We start from the raw sequence: 17,886 nt of genomic DNA on the forward strand, positions 1-17,886 counted from the left end.
CGGCGACGCTATTTGGCGTCATCGGGCATGAATTTGCCTCGAAACCGGCAAATAAGGGCACCCGTGTCCGTTAGAATCGCGTCGCGCCGATTTGCGCGCAATTAGCGGCCGTGGTGTCCGTTAGCGCGGGCGGCGGCGGGGAACGGCCCCCGTGCGGGCGGCGCCAACAACGCAGCGACTCCCTGTGGCCGCTCGCTCCCAGTCCGCACGGCCACAGCTGCCATCCGCCCGCTCCTCGGCGAGCAACGGACACAGCGGACCTTATTCCGCGAATTCGGGCCGGCGCGGAATTCTAACGGACACCGGCGACGCTATTTGGCGTCATCGGGCATGAATTTGCCTCGAAACCGGCAAATAAGGGCACCCGTGTCCGTTAGAATCGCGTCGCGCCGATTTGCGCGCAATTAGCGGCCGTGGTGTCCGTTAGCGCGCAGCGCTCGCCCAGCCCCTCCAGCACGAGCGTCCACCGGCACGCTCTCCCGCCTTCGCGCCCCTCCAGCACGAGCGCCCGCCGGCACGCTCTCCCCGCCTTCGCGCGCAGCGTCACTCGCGGCAGGCACCACCGCCCCCGCGCAAACAAAAACCCCAGCCACAAACATGGCTGGGGATCCTTCTACGCGTATGTACGGCGAATGCGCTCCGCGATCCAGTGGTTGACTTGGAACAAGTCGGCAACAGGCTGGCGGGTAAATGGCAGAGTCGGCATATAGCCCGGAGGACCGAACTCCGGTGTGAACGTTGCGACGGGCTGCGCGGTGATAATGCTATTGCGGAACATCTCATTCCACCATGCTTCGAACTGCTGCAAATGTCCGGCAAACTCCGGAGCTGCAGGATGAGGCACCTGCGGGCCCTCCTCGAAGCCGACCCGGCCGTGAATATGCAGCGCCCGGCTCATAATCAGCGCGAGGTCCTCGCCCTGGTCGGCAAGCATCGACTCGCACACACAGGTGAAATGGCTGAAATCAGCCGTCACCTTCAGATCCGGGAACTGTCTCAGCACGCCGGCCGTCGCTCGCGGTGTGAACATGATGCGCCCGCGGTGCGTCTCATGGCCGACTTGAATGCCGGACGCTTTCTCGACACGCAGCGCATGCTCAAAAAAACGATACTGCACATCCTCGGACATATAATCTTTGCCGCTGTGACTATTAATGATAACCGGCGAGAACTGCTTGGCCCTCTCAACCTGCTCGGCAAAAGATTCCTCATTCGCCGTGAAAATTTGCGGAATGTAAGCAAGCCCAAGCTCTTCCATCAGCTCTTTGAACTCATTCTCCTGCTCAACACTTGGCAATGGCGCCTCGATGCCTTCGTAGCCGTGATCCTTCGCATGGTTCAACTGCTCGCGAAGCGAGCCGGTCATGCCCCAAAGGGCGTGAAACAAGTGTAACTTCATCAGATTCCCTCCTTTATGATCTCATGGATACTTTTCGTGCTGAAATCAGGAATTCCTCCCGCGCTCCCGTTTTTTTCCTGCTTTTTCCCAAATTAACACGAAAAAACACGTTAACGCAGCATATTGCCGCACTAGCGTGTTCATATCGCCTAGATGGAGAAGGCATATTTGCCCGCTGGAGGAATTTCCGCCAATTCGGGACGATTCTCCTTCACCAGAATGCGATCCAGAATCAACTGTTCGAAATAAGCGAACCCGCTGTCCCGCACGCGCGGGCGCGAAAGCGAAATTTTCACATCCAAGGCAATCCTGCCTTCTTCTATTAAAATGACGCGGTCCGCCAGCTGCACAGCTTCCGACACGTCATGCGTCACAAGCAATGCCGTGAACTTCTGCTGAAACCAGAGGCGCTCGATGAGCTGCTGCATCTCGATACGGGTCAGCGCATCCAGCGCGCCGAGCGGCTCATCGAGCAGCAGCAATCTCGGCTGCCCGGCCAGTGCGCGGGCCAGAGCGACGCGTTGGCGCTGCCCGCCGGACAACACCCCCGGCCATTCCTTCGCTCTGTCCGCCAGCCCCACCTGCTTAAGAACCTCCTCCGCTCTCCAGCGTGAGCCGTCTCTTACGCCTACTTGCACGTTCGCCAGTACTCGGTTCCAAGGCAGCAAGCGGGCGTCCTGAAACAGCACGCGCGTATCCGCATGAATCCCCTTCACCTGCTGTCCGTCAAGCTCGATCTGACCGCCGGACGGTTTATCCAATCCTGCGATCAGCCGCAGCAGCGTGCTTTTGCCGCATCCGCTGCGCCCGACAATCGCAATGAACTCGCCTGGCGCTGCGTCAAGCTCGATCTCGTGCAGCACCTGCTTTGCGCCAAACTGCTTCGCCGCCTGTTTCACTTGCAGCCGAAGGCCTTTAGTCTCCGTCATGGTGTCCACTCTCCTCTACGGTTTCAAGAAATTAGGATGCCACTGGAGCCAAGCGCGTTCCAACAGCTTCGCCATATAATCGGACAATTTGCCGAGCAATGCATACACAAGAATACTAAGAATCACGACGTCCATCTGCAAAAATTCCCTGGCATTCATTGCCATATAGCCAATACCCGAACTGGAGGAGATCGTCTCCGCCACGATCAGCGTGATCCACATAATGCCTAAGGAGAAGCGTATGCCCACCAAAATCGAGGGCAGCGCGCCGGGAACGATGACTTTGCGGAACAAATGGATGTGGCGCAGCCCGTAGACGCGGCCCATCTCGATGAGCCCGGGATCGACCGACCGGATGCCATGAAACGTATTGAGATAGATTGGGAAAAACACCCCAAGCGCCACGAGAAAAAGCTTGCCTTCCTCGCCGATGCCGAACCACAGAATGACCAGCGGAATCATCGCCAGATGCGGGATATTGCGCAGCATTTGGACGGAGGTATCCGTAATTTTTTCTAGGATAGGAAGAAGTCCATTGATCAGACCAAGTGCGAAGCCGATACTGCCGCCAATGGCAAAGCCGAGGAAAGCCCGCTTGGAACTGGCGCCGATATAATCGAATAGCGTCCCTTTTTCGGCCAAATGAATACCTGCTGCAAGAACAGCCGATGGCGTGGACAGAATGCGCGTGGAAATAATCCCGAATTGTCCCAACAGCTGCCATAAAGCAATCAGCACGATCGGCAGCGCCCAAGGGAGCAGCCCTTTACCCAGAGACTTTGACAGGCTGGTTGGCATCGGATGAAACCCCCTTCGCCGGCTTCGGCAGCTCCGTATTAGCAATGAGCTCACCGAACGGACTAACGTAATTGGCTGTTTCTTTCGAACGGTTCACGGCAGTCTTCAGCGGCAGATGCGGAAACAGCAGCTCCGCCGTCCGGTAAGCCTCTTCCAAGTGCGGGTAGCCGGAGAAGATGAACGTCTCGATCCCTAGATCCGCATATTCTTTCATGCGGGCGGCTACCGTTTCCGGATCGCCGACTAATGCGGTGCCCGCTCCGCCGCGAACGAGCCCGATACCGGCCCACAGATTCGGACTGACCTCCAGCTTCGTGCGGTCTCCGCCATGCAGCTCCGCCATGCGGCGCTGGCCTTCGGAGTCCATACGGGCAAATATTTGCTGCGCGGAGCGAATCGTTTCATCATCCAAATGAGATATTAACCGGTTGGCATCCGCCCACGCCTCCTCGGAAGTTTCGCGCACGATGACGTGCAGGCGGATACCGAATTTCACCGTGCGGCCGCGTTTGGCAGCGGCTTCGCGCACGGTCTTAATTTTCTCCGCCACTTGAGCCGGCGGCTCCCCCCATGTCAAATACATGTCCACATGGTCGGCCGCAACCTCAATACCTGCCGGCGACGAACCGCCGAAGTAAAGCGGAGGATATGGCGCTTGAAGCGGCGGATAGACGATTTTGCCGCCTTTGACCTGCAAATGCTCACCGGTGAAATCCACTTGCTCGCCGGCCAGCTCCTTTCGCCAGATGTGCAAGAATTCATCCGTCAACTCATAACGGGCATCGTGATCCAGGAACAAGCCGTCGCCTTCCAGCTCCTGCGCATCGCCGCCGGTCACGACATTAATTAGAAGCCGGCCGCCCGAAAGCCGGTCGAAGGTGGAGGCCATACGGGCCGAAAGCGTCGGCGACATCAAGCCCGGACGGACGGCAACGAGGAATTTCAGCCGCTCCGTTGCGGGGATCAAGGATGATGCGACAACCCAAGCATCTTCGCAGGATCTCCCCGTAGGCAGCAGAACGCCGCCGTAGCCGAGTCTGTCGGCCGCTTGCGCAATCTGCTTCATGTAGTCGTAATCGACTGCGCGCGCCCCTTTCGTAGTCCCCATGTATCTGCTGTCTCCGTGTGTCGGAATAAACCAGAATACTTCCATCTTCATCGTCTCCCTTTATCGGTATTAGTTTAAGCTCGAAACTATTTCGCAGCCGGCAATACGGCGTCTTTCACTTTGATTTCTTTCGGAATCAAGCCCAATTTGAAGAACGTATCGGCAATTTTCTGCTGCTCGGCAAGCAATGCCTCATCGATCGGTTGAATCCCGTACGTTCTCCGTTTAGCTGCACGCTCCAAGGAAGGAACGTCAATCCCCAACTGCGGCGACAACGTTTCGGCGAGCTCCTTCGGATGATCCTTGGACCAGGCGTCGACCTTGGCCAGTTGTTCCAGAATCGTTTTCACCGTATCCGGGTTGCTCTCCGCGTACGAGCGGGTGGCAAGATAAAATTCGTGGTTCGCTACGGTGTCTTTGCCGTCCGCCAAAATCTTCGCCTTCGCCGATGTTTCGGCAGCTGCGAAGAACGGATCCCAGATGACCCAAGCATCCACGCTGCCTTTCTCGAACGCAGCCCGTGCATCTGCCGGAGGAAGGAAAGCCACTTGAATGTCCTCATATTTCAAGCCCGCCTTCTCCAGCTGTTTGACTAACAGATAATGCACGTTGGAGCCTTTGTTCAGGGCGACTTTCTTCCCTTTCAGGTCGGCAACGGTTTTGATGTCGGACTTCTCCGGGATAAGGATCGCCTCGCTGGCCGGGCTCGCCGGTTCATGCCCTAAGTAAACGAGCGGCGTGCCTGCCGCCTGCGCGAATATCGGCGGCGCCTCGCCGGTATGACCGACATCGATGCTGCCGACATTCATCGCTTCGAGCAGCTGCGGTCCGCCTGGGAACTCCGTCCATTGCACGGAGATGCCCTTCTCTTTCAGCACTTTATCGAGCTCGCCGTTAGCCTTCAGGAAGTTCACCGTCCCGTATTTCTGGTAGCCGATGCGGAGCGTCGTGCTTTTACCTTTTCCTTCTTCGGCCTTCGCCGCCGCAGGTGCCTTGGAATCGGCTGAGTCTGCCGCAGGCTTGGCGCCTGACCCGCAGCCGGTTAACGCTGTAACGAGTAAAGCGGATAAGGCGAAAGTAACGAATGCATGTTTTTTCATGTGCAAAACCCCTTTTCTTTAAATGAATCTAACCAGAACAAAAAAGAGACACAGCAATCCCGTTATGGATGATTAGCCTGTGTCTCCGGTGGTCCGGTCGATACATAATTATTCTGATGTTTTTACTTGGTTTTAATTTACCAACATTCCCCTTATTCGTCAATCTATTTTTTAGGTATAACATTTTCGACTTTATTCGCCGAAATTAAACATAGGATAATTTACCCAAACGGGAAAACATGACCCCTTACAAAAAAAAAGAAAAACTTCGGAGGCTGGACAGAAATGGATTTGACGAAATTCACAAGAATCACCAGTTTGACAAGGTTGACCAAAATGACGCTTTACAAAAAACTGCTCTGCAGTTTTGTCGTTGTTTTATTGCTTCTTACGGCAATTAGCGTGTCCTCTCAATTGAGAATGAAGTCGATGAGTGCGGCAGCTAAACAAACGACCGAAAAAGGGCTTCCCTCTGTGATCCTGCTTGGCAATTTAAATTTCGATTTGAAAAGTCTCGACGATCAAATGCTGCGTCTTCAATTCAATATGGAAGATAAAACGAAGGAGAACCTAAGCGGAACCGGGATGCTGGAGGAAGAAACGACATCCTCGCCCACCGAAAGGGCACAGAGCTTATTCAATGACATTCAAAAGCAAGTCCAGCTCCTGGACGGGATTTTCCAGAGCGAGAAGGACCTTCAGATGCTGAAAGTATTCAAAGATCAATGGCAGCAATATGCAAGTGTGTTTCCGGCAACGCTCGCAGCGGCTGAGAAGCATGGCGCCGAAGGCATGGCGATGATTCAACTCGCGGACACCAATCTCGGCAGCTGTTCCTTGCTGATTGAATCGTTCACCAAACGTATTCAAGAGAATGCGGAAGGCTGGTCTGCCGAAGTCGATCAATCTTATCAAGACGGCGTGACTTGGAATATGACGCTTAGTTTGATTGCTATCGCACTGGGACTGATCATCTCGTTCCTGATCGCGCGCCACGTCTCCAAACCGATTATCTCGATGAGTGCCGCGGCGAAGCGCATTTCCGAAGGCGACCTGTCCGTTCGTTATGTGCCATTGAAAAGACAGGATGAGATCGGTGGTCTTGACGCATCCTTCGCTCAAATGACCGAGCACATGCGGACCATGATTCAAACGGTAAGCGGGCATGCCCAAAGTGTCTCCACCTCGGCAGAGCAGCTGCGCGCAAGCTCCGTCGACATGCAGGAGGTATCGGAGCAGATCACGCAGACCGTTAAAGAAGTCGCATCCGGCGCCGATCAGCAAACGTTGACGATGGAAGAAACGTCCCGCTCCATGGAAGAAGTCGGCTCCGGCATCTACCGGATGGCCGAGAGCGCCTCGTCCATCGCCGAGTCGATCGAATGGACGAAGCAGCAAGCCGAGGCCGGCGGAACGTACGTGCAGAGCACGGTGCAGCAGATGGAATCGATTCACGCGTCCGTGCACCAGACGGATCAGGTCATGACTGAGCTTGAGCGCAAATCGCAAGAAATCGGGCATATCCTGCAGTCGATTCAAGAGATCGCCCAGCAGACGAATCTACTCGCTCTCAATGCCGCTATCGAGGCGGCACGTGCCGGCGAGCAGGGGCGCGGCTTCGCCGTCGTCGCCTCCGAAGTGCGCAAGTTGGCCGAGCAATCCGGCCAATTCTCGGCTGAAATCTCCTCTCTGCTTGCGGACATCCAAACAACCGTGCACGACTCCGGCCATGCGTTAAGCCAGGTGAAAGACGAAGTGCAAACGGGCATTGAGCTCGTTCAGAAAACCGAGCAAAATTTCGGCGAAATCGTACAATCCACCAATCAGGTGGCGTCGCAAATTCAGGAGATGGCCGCAACCTCCGAGCAGATGTCGGCAGGCGCTCAGCAGATTACGGCTTCCGTCCAGCAAGTCGCGTCCATCGCCAGACAAACGGCCGATTCCTCGCAGGGCGTTTCGCAATCTGCCGTCAATCAGCTGGAAACGACCGGCGAAGTGAAAGTTGCTGCGCAGTCATTGTCCACAATGGCGGAGGAGCTGCAGGAAATTCTTTCCCGTTTCCGTATCGCCTAGCCATAAAGCTCCACGGAGCTGCGTCTTTTGTGTTGAGACGCGAGTTAGATGACTTCCCTCTGGTCCTATGGACCTAGAGGGAAGTTTTTTTGTGGTTGGCGCGGGGGTGCGGGGGCGCGGAGCGAGCGCCGCATGAAGCGTAACTGGAATTTCTCCAGTTATTTCCTCCATTTCCCCCTTCAACTGAGGCGATAACTGGAAATTCTCCTGCTAATTTCACGAGAAATTGCAGTAAGGCTCGTCAATCGCTAATTTTAGATGGAGAAATTCCTTTTATTCCGTCCAGTGGGCTGCCTGGACACTGGAATAACTGGAGTTTTTCCAGTTATTCCAGTGCGGCTAGTTGTGCAGCTTAATGTGGTGCAGATTGCTCAGCTTATGCAGCGCAGCTCAATGTGGTGCAGATACGGCCGCACCTCCCTCACCAGCAAGTTAACGGAAATACGATTCGTTATTTAGCCTCAAGAAGGAGATTTGGGGGAGGAAGCGGAAGTGTAAGACCTTATTTCGCGGTTATTCCTTCAAATTCTGCGAAAAACCGCTTAATAACGAATCGTATTTCCTCTTCATCCGCAGAATGGGTGGTTCTTGGTGAAATAGCGAACTGTATTTCCCTTTCACCGATAGGGTGTGCAACGCAACGCGGGAGCTTACGGGGCAGAAATCAAAAAAGAGCCAAGCCGTATAAACAGCTTAGCTCCTTCTTTACCGACAATTACAAAGTCCGCGCTCGTGCCTCCACCGGCTGACGCCGCTTCATATTGGCGATGGCGACGCCGAGCAGAATCAGGATGCCTCCGCCGATCTGAGCAGCGCGAATCGGATCGCCGAGCAGGAAAAAGCTGACGATAATCGCGATGAACGGCGGAATATTCATAAACATAGAGCTCGTGGACGGACCGACGACGGCGATGCCTTGGTTCCACCAGAAGCCCGCCAAACCTTGGCCGATGACGGCCACCGTAATGAGCAGCAGCCAGGTCAGCCATTGGTGACTAGAATGAAAGTTCCCTTGAAATGCCTCAACTCCGACAGCCGGCGACATCATGATGGTCCCGATCACCGTTGAATAGATGGTCACTTCATACGAGCTCATCCCCGTTGTCAGCTTCCGGATGAACAGCAAGCTGGCTGACATGCCCAGCATCGCCAACAGCAAGTAAATATCTCCTTTGGAAATCCCCAGCGATTTCCCGCCGTATAGCACGATGCACACCACACCTGCAAGCGCAACAACCGCTCCTGTAAGCTTCGTTGCGGTTACTTCTTCTTTTAGAAACAGACGGGATAACAGTGTCGTGGCAATCGGCGATAAAGCGATGATAAGTGCGGCATTACCCGCAGTTGAGTGCTGCAGCCCCGTGAAGTAGAAGAGCTGGTTGATCAGCGTGCCGAAAATACCGGCGAACAGCAGCAATCCCCACTCCCGGGAGGTCGGCCTACGTATCGATTTGTTAATTAGAGCCACGGAAATTAGAAAAAGCGACATGACGACTAAACGGGCGAATGACAAAAAAATCGGCGAGAAATCCCGCAGCAAATAGGCGCTTGCAACATAATTGAAGCCCCATAACAGCGACACTCCCCAAAGCTTCCATAGAACAGTACGGTCTGACATCTCTCTGTAGTCTCCTTGAATGGTTATCGTTCCATGTTTCTTATCATACCAAATTATAAGGGGATGGGGTATGGAAATGTGGAGATGGGTTATGGAAATGTGGAGATGGGTTAGTTATTGAAATGGAAATGTGGAGATGGGGTATTGAAATGTGGAGTTGAGTTAGTTATTGAAATGTGGAGATAGGATATTGAAATGTGGAGATAGTGTATGAAAATGTGAATCCCGCCTAACCGACCAAAGGCTGCCTCCAATTCGTCAGGAAGCAGCCTTCTTTGCTATTTTACCGCCTTGCCAAGTCTGTAATATTCATCGCATCGCGCTGCGCAATCAGGCACAATTCAGCCGCCTTGAAGGCATGCTCTTGCGTCATCGCAACTTCGGTGCGGTGGAGACAGTCCAAGATGAGCTGGCCGAAGTAAGGGAAGCCGACCTTCCCGTTCACTGCAAAATGCTGCTCCCCGTCCCGATTGACCAGGTAAACATGGTTGCTCGATTGATCGCGGGCAATGTCCACATATTTGCGAAGCTCGATATAGCCTTCGGTACCCAAGATCGTCATGCGGCCGTCTCCCCATGTGGATAGACCGTCCGGCGTCATCCAGTCTACGCGGAAGTAACCGGTAGCGCCATTGTCGCCGACAAGCGTCGCATCGCCAAAATCTTCAAATGTCGGATACTGCGGGTACTGGTAGTTGGCGACTTTGCTGTGTACGACTTGGGCATCCTTCGCACCGGTGAAGAAGAGGAACTGCTCGATCTGGTGGGAGCCGATATCGCATAGAATGCCGCCGAACTTCTCTTTCTCAAAAAACCAATCCGGTCTGCTCTTCTCATTCATCCGGTGCGGTCCGAGACCGATCACTTGCACGACGCGTCCAATCGCGCCCTGCTCGATGAGCTGCCCGGCATAAATTGCGCTCTCTACGTGCAGGCGCTCGCTGTAATAAACCGCATATTTGCGCCCGGTCTCAGCCACCTTCGCACGCGCCGCCTCCAGCTGCTCGAGCGTTGTGAACGGCGCCTTGTCCGTGAAGTAATCTTTGCCGCTATCCATAACGCGCAGCCCCAGCGGTCCGCGCTCCGAAGGAATAGCCGCAGCCGCTACAAGCTTCACCTGCTCATCCTGCAGAATCTCCTCCAGCGAGCCGGCCGCTTGAACCTCGGGATACGTGCTGACGAATTTGTCCACCTTCGCCGGATCCGGATCATACACCCATTTCAGCTGTCCTCCCGCTTCCCGCAGTCCGTTGCACATGCCATAAATATGGCCGTGATCCAAGCATGCTGCAGCAAAAACAAATTCCCCCGGCTCACAAACGGTCCTGAAATTTCCTTGTGGTGCGTAGTTCATTCCGTCACTCTTTTGCATAGTTGCTGAACTCCTCTTTTATTTGTAATTGCTGCCCGTCGTAATCGTCTGGGGCGCGAAGTTTTCGATGGATGTTGTCTTCTCATAAAAGTGTGTCGCGTTCGCCTGAACGCCGCTTCTTGTGTAGAACGCGTCTTCGCTCGTTAACGGAAGCTTCACGAGCTCCCCTGTGCTAGCGGATTTATAAATCGCTGTGATGAGTTCAAGCGTTTGGCGTCCGGCTATTCCGTCGATGAGCACAGGCACGCCTGTCTCAATCGCCGTCAGCACGTCATTGATTTGGCCGGCATGCGCTTCATAGACCACTTCCGGCAGGTTGTCATAGAAGGCCTGCAGCTCGGCCTCAAGCTCACGGTTCGGCTCCGGGAAGCCATTGGACGTCGAATTGGATGCCTTGACCTTCCATGGTGTGGATACACGCGCTTTGCTCCCTTGGAAGATGAGCTGCTGCTCTTCGCCGTGATGCACAACAGAGGAAGTCACTTGTCCCAAGGAGCCGTTCGCAAACCGCAGCATGCCGATGGACAAGTCTTCAACCTCCGCATTATCATGAGCCACATTGCTCATGAAAGCTTGAACTTCCGTAGGGCTGCCCATCATCCAGAGCAGCGCATCGATATGATGCACGGCATGATTCAACGTAGGGCCGCCGCCTTCCTTCTCCCAAGTGCCGCGCCACCACAAATCATAGTAGCAATGCCCGCGCCACCAGAAGGAGTCCACCTGCACATGCCCGATTGTACCCATCAGACCGCTATCGAGAACCGACTTCATTTTCATCATCGGCGTTTTGAAACGGTTTTGTGCCACAACCGACAGGATTTTGCCTGTTCGCTTAGCTGCCGCATTCATCTGGTCGCATTCTTCGAGCGACGAAGCCATCGGCTTCTCCACCATGACATGCGAACCCGCTTCCAGGAACTCCGTCGCTAATGCCGCATGCGTATAAGGCGGTGTGCAGATCGAAACGAGGTCGATCTCCTCCTGCAGCAGCTCCTTGTAGTCCTTGACCGCCCGTGCGGACAACTGGAACTGGTCGATGCGCTCCTGCGCCTTGTCCACATAAATATCGCTTATCGCAACAATCTGACATCGTTCAGGGAATTGCAGATATCCTTCAATATGCGCTTTGGAGATCGCGCCTGCGCCGATAATGGCTACCTTTAACATGATCTTCACACTCCATCTCTATTGGTTGCTCTAAGCATACCAAGAACGCGCTTTCATTTGTGACGCTAGTTTGCTCAAAAATACCGTTACTTTGCGGTGGGCAAATCGAAAAGCCGGCTCGGATGAGCCGGCAATGTGCGAACGGATCTGTCTATTCGTGAATGATCACTTGACCGTACTTTTTCTCGGGAAAGCCAGGAATATCGTATAACAAATAAAACCGCCCGTTCACTTCCCCGCGAAAGGAAGGTGGACTTGCCAGATACTGATCCTTGGACAGCAGCGGCAGAACGGCTATATCCACACTCATCCCGAACTTCTCCTTCATGGATAAAGCGGCAGCAAATTTGTTTTCGATGAGGATGATCCGGTCATATTTGGTGTCGTATAAACAGAACTTCATAGGATGCATTCCCCCATTACGTAATAATCCAATTGTAGTGAGAATGGACGCGCTTTCAAATGATACAATTTGTGCTTGGCTTTGATAATTTTTGTTGTCGAATATTCCAGCCCTTCCAAGGAAATGATAACCAGAACTACAAATGCAAACTACCATTGTAAAGCGGGTATGCCCAATGCTTGAACGAATTATCATCTTGCTGATCATTACAGCGCAGCTTCTGTCGGCCGATTTCGGCAAGTTGCAAAAAGCGTCGCGGCGGGAAACGATCGTCTATACCGCAGCGACGCTTGCGGCTGGCTATCTCGCCTTTCTATTTATATTCGGGAAAGACTGGTTCAATTTTAACGATTTGCTCAATCTGGTATTCTCGGCTCCGGCACATAAAATTGTCGAATACCTCAAAGCTCCATCCTAACCCCTGTCGAAGGAGTATGACATGAACAAAAAAGAGCAAATCTCTCTATGGCAGCTGATGTTTTTGTTCATCATAACGATAACCGGCTCAGCAATCGTCAATATCCCGCAGCCTATCTTGGCCGTGGCCCATAACGGAGCCTGGATTTCCCTTATCATGTCCAGCGGGTTCGGGTGGCTGGGCCTTGCTTGCATTTATTATTTGCATCGGCAATATCCGGAAATGACTTTGGTTGAATATGCAAAACAAATTCTAGGACGTCCGATAGGAACTATCATCCTCATCCCTTTCCTGTGCATGCCTCTGATCCTGCTTCCGAATATGGTCGCCGATATCGGCAATTTCTTCACATCGACGATGATGAAGGAGACGCCGGTGTATGCGTTTAATATCGTTATCGTTTTTACGGCCGCCATGACCGTGCAGGCCGGCATCGAAGTGATGGCGCGCATGTTCACTTTCCTGCTCATCGTCATGTGCATCTCGGTCGTCATTGTCTTGTTCTTGGTTTTACCGCTGTATCATCCGGAATATTTGCTTCCCGTCCTGCCCAAGGGGTGGAAGCCGGTCCTTCACGGCGTCTATATTTCGTCCAGCTTTCCCTTCGCCGATGTCATCTTTCTCTCGATGCTTCTTCCCTTCATGCGCCAAGAGAACCGCAGCCGATTCGGCAGCACGGCAGCCATTGCTTATCTGTTGGCCATTGGCAGCCTAATCGTTGTTACACTTTGCAGCACAATGGTGTTGGGGAATGTGGCAGGGCATATCAAGTTTTCCCTCTACCAACTGGCACGCATGATAAGCGTAGGGGACGTCGTAGAAAGGGTCGAAATGCTGGTCGGCATCACCTTAATTGTCGGTTCTTACATGAAGACTTCGATTATCCTGTTCAGCCTCACACTGGGAATCGCGCAACTGACAGGACTCCGCGACTACCGCATCCTGACTTATCCGGTAGCCTGGACGGCCTTCTTTCTATCTCTTACAATGTACGCCAATCAGTCCGAATTCACTGAAAATGTTTCCGTCACCCGGCCATTGATGAGCATCACGGTTTCCACCGTCCCGCTTCTCTTCCTTGCACTCGTGTCTTGTGTGAAGAACCGGTTCACCAAGCGCAGCGGGCTGGAAACCTGAGTCCATCCCGACCACTACACAGCAAGAGAGGGACCTAAGATGAAACTGAAATTTTTCAATCAGAGAAGGTCATACACCTCGTCCCAATCCAATCAAGCGGCAATGGAACCGGCACAAGAAAGTAACGGTATCATGCCATCCATTTCCAAAAATTTGGATTTAAATCGAAAAAAAGTGGAGGAATATTTCCTCAATTGTTATGACCTCGTTTATCATACCTGGAGCTATGGACCCAATTTGGCTTATACCGCTTTGTCCGTCTATTTGGGAACGCTGGTTCAAAATAAGCAAGTCAATTATATGAAAGAGTCTCTTCAGGATCTTGTCGATCACGAAATCGGACCGGCGGATACGGTAACTCCTGAGCAGATCATGCATTTCTTCAATCGTAATGGGGTTTCCGCGCAAAGCGCTTCCGTACTTGAGCATTTCGACGATGCCGTCAGCCGGATTCTAAGCGGGAATATTATCATCTTCTTCGATCAATGGGACAAGGCGCTGAGTTATGAAGCGCTTGGACTAACGTCCAGACAAATTACGGAGCCCGTCACCGAACCGGTCGTACAGGGACCTCATGTGAGCACCATCGAGGATCTCGATAGCAATGTCGGTCTCATTCGCAATTTGTTGAAATCTGCCAATCTCAAAGTTGAAATGTTGACGGTCGGGGCAGAGTCCAAACGGAACATCGCTTACTGTTACTTGAACGGAGCCGTCGACCCGGAGACGTTAAGCGAATTTCAGAAGCGAATAGCGGATATCGATCAGGAGGAAATTCTGGAAACCTCCTATTTGGAGGAATGGATCGGCGAAGGCACCTTTTCTCCTTTCCCCGCCGTACGCTATACGGAACGTCCCGATACGGCCGTTGCTGCGCTGATGGACGGCAAAATCATCGTCATGGTTAACGGTACGCCAACGGTTTTAATTTGCCCCGTTACCTTTTTCGAGTTCTTCTCTTCCAGCGAAGACTATTACCATCGGTCGATCTTCTCAACCTTGATTCGTCTGATACGCGTCGTCGCTTTTCTCATCGCTTTACTGCTGCCAAGTACGTATATCGCGCTGTCTACTTTTCATTCCGAATTAATTCCGACGGTGCTTCTGCTCGCTATCTTGGATACCAGAGAAGGCATTCCCTTCCCTGCCTTTATCGAGGCGCTCCTGATGGAATTTTTCTTCGAGCTGCTGCGGGAAGCCGGTATCCGCCTGCCGCGGCCGATCGGCTCGGCCGTCAGCATCGTCGGGGCGCTTGTTATCGGGCAGGCTGCGATTCAAGCCAAAATCGCCTCGCCCGTCATGGTCATCATCGTGTCCTTAACCGGCATCGCTTCTTTCGCTCTGCCGCAATACAACATGGGCATCGCCCTGCGCATTCTGCGGTTCCCGTTAATGGTTCTCGCCGTTACCTTAGGCGGCTTTGGGGTCATGGCCGGCATCTTGTGGATACTGCTCCATCTATGCTGTTTACGTTCCCTGGGGCAGCCTTATTTCACCCCTATTGCCCCGCTGCGAGTCGAGCAATGGCGGGATGTTTTCATCCGTATTCCCCGCAAAATGCTCCTTCACAACCCGCGCAACCGGCACCTTCATAAGAAAAACGGGGAAAGGGGGAAAGGCCGATGAAATCTTGTATCGCGGTGATGACCTGCCTGTCGCTGCTGTTCCTGTTAACCGGCTGCTGGAATAAAGCGGAATTGACGGAATTCGGCTTTGTCCAAGCCGTTGCCGTTGATCTGAGCAAAGAAGGGAAGATCGAGCTGACCACCCATTTCTATTTGCCCTCCGGCGGTGAAGCGGTGAGTAATACACCGCCAAGACAAAGAGGGGTGAGCATTCAGACGGTAGGCGATACTGCCTTCGAGGCGGTCCGCGATATTCCGATTCATTTCGGGCGCAAGGCCAAATGGGACCATTTCCGGGCCATCCTGTTCGGAGAAGAATTTGCCAAAGAGAAAGGCATTACGGAAGTAATGGATTACTTCATGCGCGACCACGAGCCCAGAGAAACGGTATTTGTCCTCATTGCCAAAGGTCCGGCCAAGGAAGTGCTCAATATAAAGCCGTTTATCGAAAGCACGATCGGCCAGCAAATCCGGCGCATGGTCGATTCCGCCGCCCATTATTCCGCCAAAACTACCCGAGTGCCGCTGCTGGATCTGGCCAATCAATTAAAAAGCGAAACAGGTGTCGCCATGCTGCCCTTAATTCAAATTAATAATAAACCCAACATCGCGTCCGTCGCCGGAATTGCGGCAATTAAAGATGAGAAAATGACGAATCAGTTCATGACTCCTGCCGATGTCGAATCGCTCCTGATGATGCTGAATAAATATCAAAGCGGGGTTATCGAATATCCTTGCGGAGAGCCGGAAAATAACATACACGAGGCGCTTGAGGTTATTGCCTTGAATGGAAAAGTGACGCCGCAGGTCAAAGGGGACAAAGTGCTCTCCCGAGTTTCCATTAAGATTAAGGGGTCTCTGGGAGAAATCAGATGCTCGCCTATGGCAACCAAAGAAGACGGCCGACGATTGGAGCAACGGATCAGCGACTATGTGGAGAATAACTTGCGCAAGACGATTACGGATTTGCAAAAGGCCAAACTCGATTTGATCGGAATCGGGAACAAGATATACAGAAAAGATCCCGCCGTATGGTTTAAACTGAAGCCGGATTGGGAGGAGCATTTCGCGAAAAGCCGGTTCGACATCCAGGTGAAGGTACAGGTCACGAACTCCGGCCAAGATGCGGGTAAGCCATTTTCCAAGGAATGAGGGCGGACGGCGAAAAAAGAGAGGCCCCTAAGCCAAGAAATGGCTAGGGGCCGAATCTTACACAACGCGAATGCCCGCTGCGGCCTTGGAGAAATCGTTACCTTCCATGCTGCTCATCGAAGCATCGACGTCCCGCAGCACTAAATACGTGCCGGTCCCAGCCAAAGCTCTCGTTCTTTCGAGCACGAAGCCTTGAACATGATGCAGCTCCATCACGGACAGATCTTCATTAGCGGCTTTCCCCTTGAACCCTTGGACGTGCAGGTCCTCCAGGTGTTCACCGTACAAGGCATTGGACCAATTGACATTGCGGTCATCTCCCCACTTCACTTCCACATCGCTAAGTACGACGTCCTGCGCATGCCGGAGGAAGATCGCCGGAATAGGATGCGGGAACACCCCGCGCGCAGATGGCTGCGTATCGAACACACCACCGGTATAGCCGCTGAGCTTGCGCAAGGTCGTCTTCACATTGCGGAGCGAAATCCCCTCAATGACGTTATCTTCGGACCCTTCGATGTAGATGCACCCTTCCGCTTCGGCAAGCACCTGATCGAAGCGAATGTTGCGAATTTTCCCAGGCGCAGGCGCGTCCGGCACGTTCCTCCGCTCCGCCGTCATGAAGATCGGCTCAGCCTTGCCCCACCAACGGAGCGTACGCTGAATTTCCTCCTCGTTGCTGAACAATCGGGTTTCGATCAGCAGATTGGAGAAAAGCATATTTTCTACGGTCGCCCCGTCGCGAACCCAGATCCCGACGCCACGGTTGGAATTGCGGATCACACAATTGGTCACCACGATATTGCGAATATCGGCGTGCGTTTCCGTTCCGATCTTAATCGCCGAGTCATGGGATTGCAGCGTGCAATTCGTCACCGTAATATTCTCGCAAGCACCATAACGCTCAGCGCCGTACTTGGTCGTTTTGATCACGATGCAGTCGTCGCCCGTTTCAATATGGCAATTGGAAATATGTACGTCCTTGCAGCAATCGGGGTCGATCCCGTCGTTATTCGGACCGCGGACTTGGCCGAGAATCTTCACGCCGTCGACGGTAACCTGGTTGCATCCGGTCATATGCAGCCCCCAGGAAGATGCCCGGTACAAGGTAACGTCGCGGAAGACGACATTCGTGCAGCCTTCGAAGTCGATCAGCTTCGGACGGAAGCCGCCGAGCGGCTGCAGCACATAATCGCTCACGCCATCCTCCGGCTCCAGGAATTGCTCGCCTCTGCCGTCGATCGTGCCCAGACCGGTGACACCGATATGCACCGCATGCCTCGCACATACGAGTGCCCGGCTGCCTTGTCCCTCGCTCAGTTCAAGCGCCTCCGCTCCGGACGGCAGAATGAAGTCCGCTTCCTCCATGGAGCTGACAATCCGTGCCGCCGGTGTCAGATGCAGTTCTACATAGGAGCGAAGATACAGCGTCCCCGATAGAAACTCCCCTTTCGGAACGACGACCGTCCCTCCGCCTTGTTCCGCACAATAATCAATCGCTTGCTGAATGCTCGCCGTATCTTTGGCGACGCCGTCGCCGACAGCGCCATAATCTTTAATGTTCACGATCATGCCTTACACAGT

At 53.4% G+C, this 17,886-nt stretch carries 15 protein-coding genes; 5 read left to right on the top strand and 10 right to left on the bottom strand.

What is annotated here, in order from left to right; genetic code table 11:
* Positions 1–613: 613 nt before the first annotated feature.
* From PUT07_RS18425 to PUT07_RS18445, 5 genes are all read right to left on the bottom strand, one after another.
* Positions 614–1,399 (bottom strand): sugar phosphate isomerase/epimerase family protein, encoded by a 786-nt coding sequence (locus PUT07_RS18425; protein ID WP_274469822.1) that lies wholly within the window; start codon positions 1,397–1,399, stop codon positions 614–616.
* A 149-nt stretch (positions 1,400–1,548) separates the two neighbouring features.
* Positions 1,549–2,328, bottom strand: a complete 780-nt coding sequence (locus tag PUT07_RS18430) for an ATP-binding cassette domain-containing protein (RefSeq protein WP_274469823.1) — start codon at positions 2,326–2,328, stop codon at positions 1,549–1,551.
* A 15-nt stretch (positions 2,329–2,343) separates the two neighbouring features.
* Positions 2,344–3,126 (bottom strand): aliphatic sulfonate ABC transporter permease SsuC, encoded by a 783-nt coding sequence (ssuC, locus tag PUT07_RS18435; RefSeq protein ID WP_274469824.1) that lies wholly within the window; start codon positions 3,124–3,126, stop codon positions 2,344–2,346.
* Complete coding sequence (gene ssuD / locus PUT07_RS18440; RefSeq protein WP_274469825.1) at positions 3,095–4,279, bottom strand: FMNH2-dependent alkanesulfonate monooxygenase; 1,185 nt, start codon at positions 4,277–4,279, stop codon at positions 3,095–3,097. The genes ssuC and ssuD overlap by 32 nt, the downstream gene beginning before the upstream one ends.
* Before the next feature lie 41 nt (positions 4,280–4,320).
* Positions 4,321–5,334: a sulfonate ABC transporter substrate-binding protein gene (locus PUT07_RS18445; protein ID WP_274469826.1), complete on the bottom strand. Its 1,014-nt coding sequence runs from the start codon at positions 5,332–5,334 to the stop codon at positions 4,321–4,323.
* 285 nt (positions 5,335–5,619) lie between these two features.
* On the opposite strand from PUT07_RS18445, the gene PUT07_RS18450 reads away from it, so the two are divergent.
* Complete coding sequence (locus tag PUT07_RS18450; RefSeq protein WP_274469827.1) at positions 5,620–7,407, top strand: methyl-accepting chemotaxis protein; 1,788 nt, start codon at positions 5,620–5,622, stop codon at positions 7,405–7,407.
* 715 nt (positions 7,408–8,122) lie between these two features.
* On the opposite strand, the gene PUT07_RS18455 is transcribed toward PUT07_RS18450, so the two are convergent.
* The 4 genes from PUT07_RS18455 to PUT07_RS18470 all read right to left on the bottom strand — a co-directional run bounded on the left by PUT07_RS18455 (position 8,123) and on the right by PUT07_RS18470 (position 11,970).
* A complete protein-coding gene (locus PUT07_RS18455; RefSeq protein WP_274469828.1) occupies positions 8,123–9,025 on the bottom strand; it encodes a DMT family transporter in 903 nt (300 codons plus the stop codon).
* Positions 9,026–9,308: 283 nt separating this feature from the next.
* Positions 9,309–10,397 (bottom strand): Gfo/Idh/MocA family protein, encoded by a 1,089-nt coding sequence (locus PUT07_RS18460; RefSeq protein WP_274469829.1) that lies wholly within the window; start codon positions 10,395–10,397, stop codon positions 9,309–9,311.
* 18 nt (positions 10,398–10,415) lie between these two features.
* Positions 10,416–11,567, bottom strand: coding sequence for a Gfo/Idh/MocA family protein (locus PUT07_RS18465; RefSeq protein ID WP_274469830.1), 1,152 nt, complete (start codon positions 11,565–11,567; stop codon positions 10,416–10,418).
* A 151-nt stretch (positions 11,568–11,718) separates the two neighbouring features.
* Complete coding sequence (locus PUT07_RS18470; RefSeq protein WP_274469831.1) at positions 11,719–11,970, bottom strand: hypothetical protein; 252 nt, start codon at positions 11,968–11,970, stop codon at positions 11,719–11,721.
* A 175-nt stretch (positions 11,971–12,145) separates the two neighbouring features.
* Here PUT07_RS18470 and PUT07_RS18475 point away from each other — a divergent pair, with 175 nt between their 5' ends.
* From PUT07_RS18475 to PUT07_RS18490, 4 genes are read left to right on the top strand one after another with little or no spacing between them, the layout of a single operon-like run.
* A complete protein-coding gene (locus PUT07_RS18475) occupies positions 12,146–12,388 on the top strand; it encodes a hypothetical protein (RefSeq protein ID WP_274469832.1) in 243 nt (80 codons plus the stop codon).
* Between the two features lie 21 nt (positions 12,389–12,409).
* Positions 12,410–13,525: a GerAB/ArcD/ProY family transporter gene (locus tag PUT07_RS18480; protein WP_274469833.1), complete on the top strand. Its 1,116-nt coding sequence runs from the start codon at positions 12,410–12,412 to the stop codon at positions 13,523–13,525.
* A 39-nt stretch (positions 13,526–13,564) separates the two neighbouring features.
* Entirely contained in the window at positions 13,565–15,151 is a 1,587-nt protein-coding gene (locus PUT07_RS18485; RefSeq protein WP_310188036.1) for a spore germination protein, read from the top strand.
* Positions 15,148–16,302 (top strand): Ger(x)C family spore germination protein, encoded by a 1,155-nt coding sequence (locus PUT07_RS18490; protein WP_274469834.1) that lies wholly within the window; start codon positions 15,148–15,150, stop codon positions 16,300–16,302. Before PUT07_RS18485 ends, PUT07_RS18490 begins: the two co-directional genes overlap by 4 nt.
* 57 nt (positions 16,303–16,359) lie before the next feature.
* Here PUT07_RS18490 and PUT07_RS18495 read toward each other — a convergent pair whose 3' ends face one another.
* Positions 16,360–17,874 (bottom strand): glycoside hydrolase family 28 protein, encoded by a 1,515-nt coding sequence (locus PUT07_RS18495; RefSeq protein WP_274469835.1) that lies wholly within the window; start codon positions 17,872–17,874, stop codon positions 16,360–16,362.
* Between the last annotated feature and the right edge of the window lie 12 nt (positions 17,875–17,886).

This window comes from Paenibacillus sp. MAHUQ-63, assembly GCF_028765165.1.
Lineage (GTDB): Bacteria > Bacillota > Bacilli > Paenibacillales > NBRC-103111 > Paenibacillus_E.

Coding starts and splice junctions, on each gene's coding strand:
- PUT07_RS18425 (WP_274469822.1), bottom strand. CDS start 1,399: ATGAAGTTACACTTGTTTCACGCCCTTTGGGGCATGACCGGCTCGCTT.
- PUT07_RS18430 (WP_274469823.1), bottom strand. CDS start 2,328: ATGACGGAGACTAAAGGCCTTCGGCTGCAAGTGAAACAGGCGGCGAAG.
- ssuC (WP_274469824.1), bottom strand. CDS start 3,126: ATGCCAACCAGCCTGTCAAAGTCTCTGGGTAAAGGGCTGCTCCCTTGG.
- ssuD (WP_274469825.1), bottom strand. CDS start 4,279: ATGGAAGTATTCTGGTTTATTCCGACACACGGAGACAGCAGATACATG.
- PUT07_RS18445 (WP_274469826.1), bottom strand. CDS start 5,334: ATGAAAAAACATGCATTCGTTACTTTCGCCTTATCCGCTTTACTCGTT.
- PUT07_RS18450 (WP_274469827.1), top strand. CDS start 5,620: ATGGATTTGACGAAATTCACAAGAATCACCAGTTTGACAAGGTTGACC.
- PUT07_RS18455 (WP_274469828.1), bottom strand. CDS start 9,025: ATGTCAGACCGTACTGTTCTATGGAAGCTTTGGGGAGTGTCGCTGTTA.
- PUT07_RS18460 (WP_274469829.1), bottom strand. CDS start 10,397: ATGCAAAAGAGTGACGGAATGAACTACGCACCACAAGGAAATTTCAGG.
- PUT07_RS18465 (WP_274469830.1), bottom strand. CDS start 11,567: ATGTTAAAGGTAGCCATTATCGGCGCAGGCGCGATCTCCAAAGCGCAT.
- PUT07_RS18470 (WP_274469831.1), bottom strand. CDS start 11,970: ATGAAGTTCTGTTTATACGACACCAAATATGACCGGATCATCCTCATC.
- PUT07_RS18475 (WP_274469832.1), top strand. CDS start 12,146: ATGCTTGAACGAATTATCATCTTGCTGATCATTACAGCGCAGCTTCTG.
- PUT07_RS18480 (WP_274469833.1), top strand. CDS start 12,410: ATGAACAAAAAAGAGCAAATCTCTCTATGGCAGCTGATGTTTTTGTTC.
- PUT07_RS18485 (WP_310188036.1), top strand. CDS start 13,565: ATGAAACTGAAATTTTTCAATCAGAGAAGGTCATACACCTCGTCCCAA.
- PUT07_RS18490 (WP_274469834.1), top strand. CDS start 15,148: ATGAAATCTTGTATCGCGGTGATGACCTGCCTGTCGCTGCTGTTCCTG.
- PUT07_RS18495 (WP_274469835.1), bottom strand. CDS start 17,874: ATGATCGTGAACATTAAAGATTATGGCGCTGTCGGCGACGGCGTCGCC.